Origin of the sequence: Mycobacterium sp. E3339, from assembly GCF_001666915.1 — a bacterium.
In the GTDB taxonomy this organism is placed as follows: Bacteria; Actinomycetota; Actinomycetes; order Mycobacteriales; family Mycobacteriaceae; genus Mycobacterium.
Window position 1 is genome coordinate 1 of record NZ_LZIZ01000250.1, and the last position, 8384, is coordinate 8384.

At 68.0% G+C, this 8384-nt stretch carries 7 protein-coding genes and 1 pseudogene; all 8 read left to right on the forward strand.

Annotation, left to right across the window (positions count from 1 at the left end):
• Positions 1-130: pseudogene (locus A5702_RS27085) on the forward strand (hypothetical protein); the annotation flags it as partial.
• Between the two features lie 128 nt (positions 131-258).
• Positions 259-1170 (forward strand): Rossmann-like and DUF2520 domain-containing protein, encoded by a 912-nt coding sequence (locus A5702_RS24050; RefSeq protein WP_055399823.1) that lies wholly within the window; start codon positions 259-261, stop codon positions 1168-1170.
• The gene (panC, locus tag A5702_RS24055; RefSeq protein ID WP_055399821.1) at positions 1167-2096 is read left to right on the forward strand and encodes a pantoate--beta-alanine ligase; all 930 of its coding nucleotides are present in this window, start codon (positions 1167-1169) and stop codon (positions 2094-2096) included. Before A5702_RS24050 ends, panC begins: the two co-directional genes overlap by 4 nt.
• Positions 2096-2515, forward strand: coding sequence for an aspartate 1-decarboxylase (panD, locus tag A5702_RS24060; protein ID WP_067791239.1), 420 nt, complete (start codon positions 2096-2098; stop codon positions 2513-2515). The genes panC and panD overlap by 1 nt, the downstream gene beginning before the upstream one ends.
• A 2-nt stretch (positions 2516-2517) precedes the next feature.
• Positions 2518-3333, forward strand: coding sequence for a type III pantothenate kinase (locus A5702_RS24065; RefSeq protein WP_067902401.1), 816 nt, complete (start codon positions 2518-2520; stop codon positions 3331-3333).
• 120 nt (positions 3334-3453) lie between these two features.
• Complete coding sequence (lysS, locus tag A5702_RS24070) at positions 3454-4965, forward strand: lysine--tRNA ligase (protein WP_068224450.1); 1512 nt, start codon at positions 3454-3456, stop codon at positions 4963-4965.
• Between the two features lie 124 nt (positions 4966-5089).
• Positions 5090-5428 carry a histone-like nucleoid-structuring protein Lsr2 gene (gene lsr2 / locus A5702_RS24075; protein ID WP_003875617.1) on the forward strand — a complete coding sequence of 113 codons (339 nt, stop codon included), beginning with the start codon at positions 5090-5092 and terminating at the stop codon, positions 5426-5428.
• 312 nt (positions 5429-5740) lie between these two features.
• Positions 5741-8275, forward strand: a complete 2535-nt coding sequence (clpC1, locus tag A5702_RS24080) for an ATP-dependent protease ATP-binding subunit ClpC (RefSeq protein WP_067819718.1) — start codon at positions 5741-5743, stop codon at positions 8273-8275.
• Positions 8276-8384: the final 109 nt, after the last annotated feature.

Genomic DNA, 8384 nt, shown 5'->3' on the forward strand with positions numbered 1-8384 from the left:
GGACCCGTTGGCGCCGGGCGCCGATAGTCCGGGCGACGGCGCGCCCACCGGCGGTCAGTCGGTTGCCGAGCTGTTGGCGCGGTTGCAGGTCCAGCCGTCCGAGGGTGGCCGCCGCCGCAGACGTGAATAGCCGCGGCAGCTGAGCTGGGAGCTTCCTCACATTGGGCTTGGCGCCCTGATCGACTACAGTTTTAGTGACCGAACGGTACCCACGCGGTGGGACCGGAACGAACGAATAAATCTGTGAGGTCGTCTGCGATGGTGCAGTTCGACGGTTTGCGCCCGGCCAGGCTCAAGGTGGGAGTCATCTCGGCCGGCCGGGTGGGCACCGCGCTCGGTGTCGCGCTGGAGCGCGCCGACCACGTCGTGGTCGCGTGCAGCGCCATCTCCCACGCGTCGCGGCAGCGCGCCCAGCGCCGGCTGCCCGACACCCCGGTCATGCCCCCACCGGACGTCGCCGCCGCCGCGGAGCTGCTGCTGCTGGCCGTCCCGGACAGCGAACTGGCCGGCCTCGTGTCCGGGTTGGCCGCGACCTCGTCGGTGCGCCCGGGCACGATCGTCGTCCACACCTCCGGCGCCAACGGTGTCGGCATCCTGGAGCCGTTGACCCGGGACGGCTGCATTCCGCTGGCGATCCACCCGGCGATGACGTTCACCGGATCGGACGAGGACATCAGCAGGCTGCCCGACACCTGCTTCGGGATCACCGCGGCCGACGAGGTCGGTTACGCGATCGGGCAGTCGCTCGTGCTGGAAATGGGCGGTGAACCGTTCTGCGTGCGCGAAGAGGCGCGGGTGCTCTACCACGCCGCCCTGGCGCACGCAGGCAACCACCTCGTGACGGTGCTCGCCGACGCGCTCGAGGCGTTGCGGGCGGCCCTGCGCGGCAGCGAACTGCTCGGGCAACAGTCCGTCGACGACTCCCCGGGCGGCATCGCCGAACGCATCGTCGGGCCGCTGGCCCGGGCCGCGCTGGAGAACACCCTCCAACGCGGGCAGGCCGCGCTCACCGGTCCGGTCGCGCGCGGTGACGCGGCCGCGGTCGCCGGGCATCTAGCCGCGCTCAACCGGGTCGACCCGGAACTGGCCCAGGCCTACCGGGTGAACGCGCTGCGGACGGCCCGGCGCGCCCACGCTCCCGCCGACGTCGTCGAGGTCCTGGCGGGATGAGGCCAGGCAACGCGCCCGCGTTCAACGCCGGCGAACTCAACGTGTACTCCCGCCCGCGCGACGTCGCGGACGTCTGCCGCGCGCTGCGCCACACCGGCCGCCGGGTGATGCTGGTGCCCACCATGGGCGCGCTGCACGACGGTCACCTCGCCCTGGTGCGCGCGGCCAAGCGGGTGCCGGGCTCGGTGGTGGCCGTCTCGATCTTCGTCAACCCCCTCCAGTTCGGCGCCGGCGAAGACCTCGACGCCTACCCCAGGACCCTGGACGACGACGTGGCGCTGCTGCGCGGCGAAGGCGTCGAAATCGTGTTCGCGCCAACGGCCGCGGCGATGTACCCCGACGGCCTGCGCACCACCGTGCAGCCCGGCCCGCTGGCCACCGACCTGGAGGGCGGTCCGCGACCGACCCACTTCGCCGGCGTGCTGACCGTGGTGTGCAAACTCCTGCAGATCGTGCGCCCGGACCGAGTGTTCTTCGGCGAGAAGGACTATCAGCAGCTGGTGCTGATCCGGCAGATGGTCGCCGACCTCAACATCGACGTCACGGTGGTCGGCGTACCCACCGTCCGCGAGGCCGACGGGCTGGCCATGTCGTCTCGTAACCGCTACCTCGACCCGGCGCAGCGCGAGGCGGCCGTGGCGGTGTCGGCGGCGTTGACCGCGGCGGCGCACGCCGCCGACGCGGGGCCGCGGGCCGCGCTGGACGCGGCGCGCGCGGTGCTCGACGCGGTGCCCGACCTCACCGTCGACTACCTCGAGTTGCGCGACCCGGAGCTCGGCCCGTTGCGGGGCAACCGAACCGCAAGGCTGCTCGTTGCCGTCCGCCTGGGCACCACCAGGCTGCTGGACAACATCGCGATCGAGATCGAAACTTCGCCGGCACCCGTGGGGCCGGACGGACTCGCCCAATCACATTGGAGGAATTGATGTTACGGACGATGCTCAAGTCGAAGATCCACCGCGCCACCGTCACTCAGGCCGACCTGCACTACGTCGGCTCGGTGACCATCGACGCCGACCTGATGGACGCCGCCGACCTCCTCGAGGGCGAGCAGGTGACCATCGTCGACATCGACAACGGCGCCCGCCTGGTCACCTACGCGATCACCGGGGAACGCGGCAGCGGGGTGATCGGAATCAACGGCGCCGCAGCGCATCTCGTGCACCCGGGCGATCTGGTGATCCTGATCGCGTACGGCACCATGGAAGAGGCGGAGGCCCGGTCGTATGAGCCGCGGATCGTGTTCGTCGACGCCGACAACAAGCCGATCGACCTCGGCCACGACCCGGCGTTCGTGCCCGCCGACGCCGCCGAGTTACTCGATCCCCGAATCGTTGCGCGGTAGCCGTGCTGCTGGCGATCGACGTCCGCAACACCCACACCGTCGTTGGGTTGATCTCCGGGTCGAAAGAGCACGCGAAGGTGGTGCAGCACTGGCGGATCCGGACCGAGTCCGAGGTGACCGCCGACGAGCTGGCCCTGACCATTGACGGGCTGATCGGCGACGACTCCGAGCGGCTGACCGGGGCCGCCGCCCTGTCCACCGTCCCGTCGGTGCTGCACGAGGTGCGGATCATGCTCGACCAGTACTGGCCGTCGGTGCCGCACGTGCTGATCGAGCCGGGTGTGCGCACCGGCATCCCGCTGCTGGTGGACAATCCGAAAGAAGTGGGCGCAGACCGAATCGTCAACTGCCTGGCCGCTTTTCACCGATTCCAGAGCGCAGCCATCGTCATCGACTTCGGCTCCTCGATCTGCGTGGACGTCGTGTCGGCCAAGGGGGAGTTCCTCGGCGGCGCGATCGCCCCGGGCGTGCAGGTGTCGTCGGACGCCGCCGCGGCGCGCTCCGCGGCGCTGCGCCGGGTGGAGTTGTCCCGCCCGCGTTCGGTGGTGGGCAAGAACACGGTTGAATGCATGCAGGCCGGGGCGGTGTTCGGCTTCGCCGGTCTGGTCGACGGGCTGGTCGGGCGCATCCGCCAGGACGTGGACGGCTTCGCCGGCGACGACGTCGCCGTGGTGGCGACGGGGCACACGGCACCCCTGCTGCTGCCCGAGCTGCACACGCCCAGCCACTACGACCAGCACTTGACCTTGCAGGGGCTGCGGCTGGTGTTCGAACGCAACCGGGACGCCCAGCGCGGCCGGCTGAAGACCGCGCGCTGAGTATCCCTGCGACGAGATTGCCCCAGCGGTCGTGGTTGCGGCCGGAACAACGACCCTGACGGCAATCTCGGCGGGCCGCCGGTAAGAGCCGCTCCGCGAGGTCATTTAAGCTGGCACGTCGTGAGTGACGCCAGCGAGGACGCAGCCGCGGACCTGCCCGAGCAGTTCCGCATCCGCCGGGACAAGCGCGCTCGCCTGCTGGCCGAGGGTCGGGAACCCTATCCGGTCGCCATCGAACGCACCCACACGCTGGCCCAGGTGCGCGCCGAGCACCCCGACCTGCCGATCGACACCGCGACCGACGACGTCGTCGGCATCGCGGGCCGGGTGATCTTCGCGCGCAACTCCGGCAAATTGTGCTTCGCGACACTCCAGGAGGGCGACGGCACCACCCTGCAGGTGATGCTCAGCCTCGACAAGGTCGGCCGGGAATCGCTGGACGCGTGGAAAGCCGACGTCGACCTCGGCGACATCGTCTACGTGCACGGCAACGTGATCAGCTCACGTCGAGGCGAATTGTCCGTACTCGCCGATTCGTGGCAGATCGCGACCAAGTCATTGCGGCCGCTGCCGGTGGCGCACAAGGAGATGAGCGAAGAGGCGCGGGTGCGGCAGCGCTACGTCGACCTCATCGTCCGGCCGCAGGCCCGCACGGTGGCGCGGCAGCGAATCGCGGTGGTCCGCGCGATCCGCAACGCGCTGGAACGGCGCGGGTTTCTCGAAGTCGAAACGCCCATGTTGCAGACGCTGGCCGGCGGCGCGGCGGCGCGGCCGTTCGTCACGCATTCTAATGCGCTGGACATCGATCTCTACCTGCGGATCGCACCCGAACTGTTCCTCAAGCGCTGCATCGTCGGTGGTTTCGACAAGGTCTTCGAAGTTAATCGCGTCTTCCGAAACGAAGGCGCGGATTCCACGCATTCTCCGGAATTTTCCATGTTGGAGACCTACCAGGCCTACGGAACCTATGACGATTCGGCAGTCGTCACGCGCGAGCTTATTCAAGAGGTCGCCGATGAGGCGATCGGAACCAGACAACTACCCCTGCCCGACGGGACGGTCTACGACATAGACGGAGAATGGGCGTCGATTCAAATGTACCCGTCGCTGTCCGCGGCGCTCGGGGAGGAGATCACCCCCGAGACGTCGGTCGAGCGGCTGTGGGCCATCACGCATCGGCTGGGGCTCGAGGTGCCCACCGACCGGGGCTACGGACACGGCAAGCTCGTCGAGGAGCTCTGGGAGCACACGGTGGGCAATACGCTGACCGCGCCCACTTTCGTGCGGGACTTCCCCGTCGAGACAACGCCTTTGACGCGCCAGCACCGCAGCATCCCGGGGGTCACCGAGAAGTGGGACCTTTACATTCGCGGGGTCGAACTGGCCACCGGGTATTCCGAATTGAACGACCCGGTGGTGCAGCGGGAGAGATTCGCCGCACAGGCGCGGGCGGCTGCGGCCGGCGACGACGAAGCCATGGTGCTCGACGAAGATTTTCTCGCCGCCCTCGAGTATGGGATGCCCCCGTGCACCGGAACGGGAATGGGTATCGATCGGTTGTTGATGACTTTGACTGGCCTGTCAATTCGAGAGACAGTTTTGTTCCCGATTGTTCGGCCGCACTCCACTTGAAAAGTGCAACTGTGCGCCTCGCGGCCGGATTGAGTATGCTGCGTTGTTATGGCAGATTGGTGACCCGGGGAGGCTCACCCAAACTGCTCAGCAACTGCTCAGGACGAAATGCGAGGATAAGCTAATGGCGAAAAAAGTGACCGTCACCTTGGTCGATGATTTCGACGGTGCCGGCGCAGCCGACGAAACGGTCGAATTCGGGCTTGACGGGGTTACCTATGAGATTGACCTTTCGTCGAAGAATGCCGCCAAACTCCGCAACGACCTGAAGCAGTGGGTGGAAGCCGGTCGCCGGGTCGGCGGGCGGCGGCGCGGGCGTTCGGGCTCCGGTCGTGGTCGTGGCGCGATCGACCGTGAGCAGAGCGCGGCGATCCGCGAATGGGCCCGCCGCAACGGCCACAACGTGTCGACGCGCGGCCGCATCCCGGCCGACGTCATCGACGCCTTCCACGCGGCCACTTAAGGAAACCTCTCACCGGCGTCCGGGCCGCACAGGCCTGGGCGCCGGTTTGTCGTTCGCTGGCCGCGAAAGAATCAGCCGCGACCGAAGGAAACCAATTGGCGCCCGGCCACGTTGCTCCAAGTACGGCGCTGTAATCACAGGGGAGATTGCCCGAGACGGGCCGGCGGGCCTTGAACAGCAAGGGACCGCAAGGTTATGCCCCCTGGCAGACCGACCATTACAGTGGATGGCAGGTACGCGAGCCGGCCCCAACGGGGGCCGGTGGGCCACTAACAGGCTTGTACCGATGTGAGGGAGAGCAGGTAGCAGGCGATGTTTGAAAGATTTACCGACCGTGCCCGCAGGGTCGTCGTCCTGGCGCAAGAAGAGGCCCGGATGCTCAACCACAACTACATCGGCACCGAGCACATCCTGTTGGGTCTGATTCACGAGGGCGAGGGCGTCGCGGCGAAGTCGCTGGAGTCCTTGGGCATTTCGCTGGAGGGCGTTCGCAGCCAGGTCGAGGAGATCATCGGCCAGGGCCAGCAGGCGCCGTCGGGCCACATCCCCTTCACCCCGCGCGCCAAGAAGGTTCTCGAGCTGAGCCTGCGTGAGGCGCTGCAGCTCGGCCACAACTACATCGGCACCGAGCACATCCTGCTGGGCCTGATCCGCGAGGGCGAGGGCGTGGCCGCCCAGGTCCTGGTGAAGCTCGGCGCCGAACTGACCCGGGTGCGTCAGCAGGTCATCCAGCTGCTCAGCGGCTACCAGGGCAAGGAGGCCGCGGAGGCCGGCACCGGTGGCCGAGGCGGCGAATCGGGCAGCCCGTCCACCTCGTTGGTGCTCGACCAGTTCGGGCGCAACCTGACGGCCGCCGCGATGGAGGGCAAGCTCGACCCGGTCATCGGCCGCGAGAAGGAAATCGAGCGGGTCATGCAGGTGCTCAGCCGCCGCACCAAGAACAACCCGGTGCTGATCGGCGAGCCCGGCGTCGGCAAGACCGCCGTCGTCGAGGGCCTGGCGCAGGCGATCGTGCACGGCCAGGTTCCGGAGACGCTGAAGGACAAGCAGCTCTACACGCTTGACCTCGGCTCGCTGGTGGCCGGCTCGCGCTACCGCGGTGACTTCGAGGAGCGGCTGAAGAAGGTGCTCAAGGAGATCAACACCCGCGGCGACATCATCCTGTTCATCGACGAGCTGCACACGCTCGTCGGTGCCGGGGCCGCCGAGGGCGCGATCGACGCCGCGAGCATCCTCAAGCCCAAGCTGGCCCGCGGCGAGCTGCAGACCATCGGCGCGACCACACTCGACGAGTACCGCAAGTACATCGAGAAGGACGCCGCCCTGGAGCGCCGCTTCCAGCCGGTCCAGGTGGGGGAGCCGACGGTGGAGCACACCATCGAGATCCTCAAGGGCCTGCGCGACCGCTACGAGGCGCACCACCGGGTGTCGATCTCCGACGCGGCGTTGGTGGCCGCCGCCACCCTGGCCGACCGCTACATCAACGACCGGTTCCTGCCCGACAAGGCGATCGACCTGATCGACGAGGCGGGCGCCCGGATGCGGATCCGCCGGATGACCGCGCCGCCAGACCTGCGTGAGTTCGACGAGAAGATCGCCGACGCGCGCCGCGAAAAGGAGTCCGCGATCGACGCTCAGGACTTCGAGAAGGCCGCCAGCCTGCGCGACCGGGAGAAGACCCTGGTCGCCCAGCGGGCCGAGCGCGAAAAGCAGTGGCGCTCCGGCGATCTCGACGTGGTCGCCGAGGTCGACGACGAGCAGATCGCCGAGGTGCTGGGCAACTGGACCGGCATCCCGGTGTTCAAGCTGACGGAGGCCGAGACCACGCGGTTGCTGCGCATGGAGGACGAGCTGCACAAGCGGATCATCGGCCAGGAGGACGCCGTCAAGGCCGTCTCCAAGGCGATCCGCCGCACCCGCGCCGGGTTGAAGGACCCCAAGCGCCCGTCGGGCTCGTTCATCTTCGCCGGCCCGTCCGGTGTCGGTAAGACCGAGCTGTCGAAGGCGCTGGCCAACTTCCTGTTCGGCGACGACGACGCGCTCATCCAGATCGACATGGGCGAGTTCCACGACCGGTTCACCGCGTCGCGGTTGTTCGGCGCCCCGCCGGGATACGTCGGCTACGAGGAGGGCGGCCAGCTCACCGAGAAGGTGCGCCGCAAGCCGTTCTCCGTGGTGCTGTTCGACGAGATCGAGAAGGCCCACCAGGAGATCTACAACAGCCTGTTGCAGGTCCTCGAGGACGGCCGGCTCACCGACGGGCAGGGCCGCACGGTGGACTTCAAGAACACCGTGCTGATCTTCACCTCGAACCTCGGCACGTCCGACATCTCCAAGCCGGTCGGCCTGGGCTTCACCCAGGGTGGCGGTGAGAACAACTACGAGCGGATGAAGCAGAAGGTCAACGACGAGCTGAAGAAGCACTTCCGCCCGGAGTTCCTCAACCGCATCGACGACATCATCGTCTTCCACCAGCTGACTCGCGACGAGATCATCCGGATGGTCGACCTGATGGTCGAGCGCGTCGGCAAGCAGCTCAAGGCCAAGGACATGGCCCTCGAGCTGACCGACAAGGCGAAGGCGTTGCTGGCCAAGCGCGGCTTCGACCCGGTGCTGGGTGCCCGTCCGTTGCGGCGCACCATCCAGCGCGAGATCGAGGACCAGCTGTCCGAGAAGATCCTCTTCGAGGAGGTCGGGCCGGGCCAGATCGTCACGGTCGACGTGGACAACTGGGACGGCGAGAGCGCCGGCGAGGACGCGGTGTTCACCTTCACCGGGACGCGCAAGCCGCCGGCCGAGCCGGACCTGGCGAAGGCCGGAGCGCACGCGGCTCCGGAAACGCCCTAGCGGTTACCGAAAACGGGCGGTTAGTCTCACGGGACTAACCGCCCGTTTTCGCTGTGACCAGGAGGCCCGCCGTGCTGATCGTCACCACCAACGACCTCCCCGGGTGGGA